This window comes from Pseudomonas sp. UBA7500 (assembly GCF_002478435.1).
GTDB classification, from domain to species: Bacteria; Pseudomonadota; Gammaproteobacteria; order Pseudomonadales; family Pseudomonadaceae; genus Aquipseudomonas; species Aquipseudomonas palmensis.
Map to the genome: position 1 here is coordinate 11,783 of NZ_DLNW01000007.1, position 1,984 is coordinate 13,766.

Below are 1,984 nucleotides of genomic sequence, written 5' to 3' on the forward strand. Positions count from 1 at the left end.
CACGTTGGCCTTGTCCACCGAGCACAGTTTCTTGCCGCGCACGCGGGCCATGTCGAAACCGACACGGGCGATGCGGCGTATTTCGCTCTCGCTGTACGGCAGGGTGTCGTAGGCCTGGCGCTCGCCGCCTTCCAGTTCGCGGGTGCCGCGCGGCGCACCGAAGTAGATGCCGCCGGTCAGCTCGCGCACGATCAGGATATCCAGGCCGGCGACGATTTCTGGCTTGAGCGAGGACGCATCGGCCAGCTGCGGGTAGAGAATGGCCGGACGCAGGTTGGCGAAAAGGCCCAGTTGCGAACGGATTTTCAGCAGGCCGCGCTCAGGGCGGATATCACGCTCGATCTTGTCCCACTTCGGCCCGCCCACCGCGCCCAGCAGCACGGCGTCGGCCTGGCGCGCACGCTCCAGGGTCTCGTCGGCCAGCGGCACGCCGTGCTTGTCGATGGCCGCGCCACCGATCACATCGTGCGCCAGGCTGAAGCCAAGCTGGAACTTGTCGTTGGCCAGTTCCAGCACCTTGACCGCCTCGGCCATGATTTCCGGGCCGATGCCATCACCTGGGAGAATCAGAATCTGCTTGCTCATGGGTTCCTCATCATTCAATTCAAGCGGTGCGCCGCACTGGCGTACCGGGGAAAACTCAGCGTTGGGCCCAGAGCACGATCACGTCGGTGCTGAAGGAGCCATCGGCTTCTATCTGGTAATGCTGGCGAACTTCGTCGCCCATCGCCTGCTGCAACTGGCGAATCGCCGCACGCATCGGCTCGGGGGTGCGCATGCGCTCCACCCACGAGGTGTATTCCAGGCGCAGACGCTGGCGCGTGTGGCTGCGGGTGCACAGGCCGGCTTCGCTGACCTGTTGCAGCCACTCGCCGGCAGAATAATCGCGCACGTGGCTGGTGTCGCGCAGTACTTCGACGCTTTGCAGGTAGGTGTCGAGCAGCGGGCTGCCCGGCGACATGACGTCGACGAACGCGGCCACGCCGCCGGGCTTGAGCACCCGGCGCACCTCGCGCAGGGCCAGGCCCAGGTCGCTCCAGTGGTGCGCCGAGTAGCGGCTGAAGACGAAATCGAACGAGGCGTCGGCGAACGGCAGGCGCTCGGCGGCGCCACGCTCGGTGACGATGTTGTTCAAGCCGCGCTCGATGGCGGCGGCGCCGACCACGTCGAGCATCTGCTGCGACAGGTCATAGGCGACCACTTCGGCCACCAGCGGGGCGACATGGAAGCTCACGTGACCGGCACCGCAGCCAAGGTCCAGCAGGCGGGCGTCGGCGTGCCCGGCAAGCTCGNNCGCCGAACTGGCGCTGGACGACTTCGGTGTGGGCGGTGCTGCGGGTCATCATGGATCTCCTGGGGTGGCTTGGCCGGCACATCACTGCATCATTCAGGCGTCGCGAAACAACCAGGGCTGGCCAGCACGGTGCCTGGCTTCAAACGCTGCAATCGCATCGCCATCCTGCAAGGTCAGGCCGATGTCATCCAGGCCGTTGAGCAGGCAATGCTTGCGGAACGCGTCGATCTCGAAGTGGAGCACCTTGCCGTCCGGCCGCGTCACGGTCTGCGCCTGCAGGTCGATGGTCAGCTGGTAGCCCGGGTCCGCCTCAACCTGCTTGAACAGCTCGTCGACTTCCTCGTCGCCGAGGATGATCGGCAGCAAGCCGTTCTTGAAGCTGTTGTTGNNTGTTGAAGAAGATGTCGGCGTAGCTGGGCGCAATGATGCTGCGAAAGCCGTACTCTTCCAGCGCCCAAGGCGCATGCTCGCGGCTCGAACCGCAACCGAAGTTCTCCCGCGCCAGCAACACGCTGGCCCCCTGGTAACGCGCATGGTTGAGCACGAAATCCTGGTTCAGCGGGCGCTTGCTGTTGTCCTGGTAGGGCTGCCCCACGTCCAGGTAACGCCATTCGTCGAACAGGTTCGGGCCGAACCCGGTGCGCTTGATCGACTTCAAGAACTGCTTGGGGATGATCTGGTCGGTGTCGA

Annotated in this window: 1 protein-coding gene and 2 pseudogenes; all 3 read right to left on the reverse strand. The window is 65.1% G+C overall.

The window, feature by feature from the left end; genetic code table 11:
• The coding region (locus B4I46_RS06155; RefSeq protein ID WP_286899101.1) for an isocitrate/isopropylmalate family dehydrogenase at positions 1–585 on the reverse strand (585 nt) is incomplete at its 3' end.
• Between the two features lie 55 nt (positions 586–640).
• Positions 641–1,343, reverse strand: a pseudogene (locus B4I46_RS06160) (class I SAM-dependent methyltransferase).
• A gap of 44 nt (positions 1,344–1,387) precedes the next feature.
• Positions 1,388–1,984, reverse strand: a pseudogene (leuD, locus tag B4I46_RS06165) (3-isopropylmalate dehydratase small subunit); the annotation flags it as partial.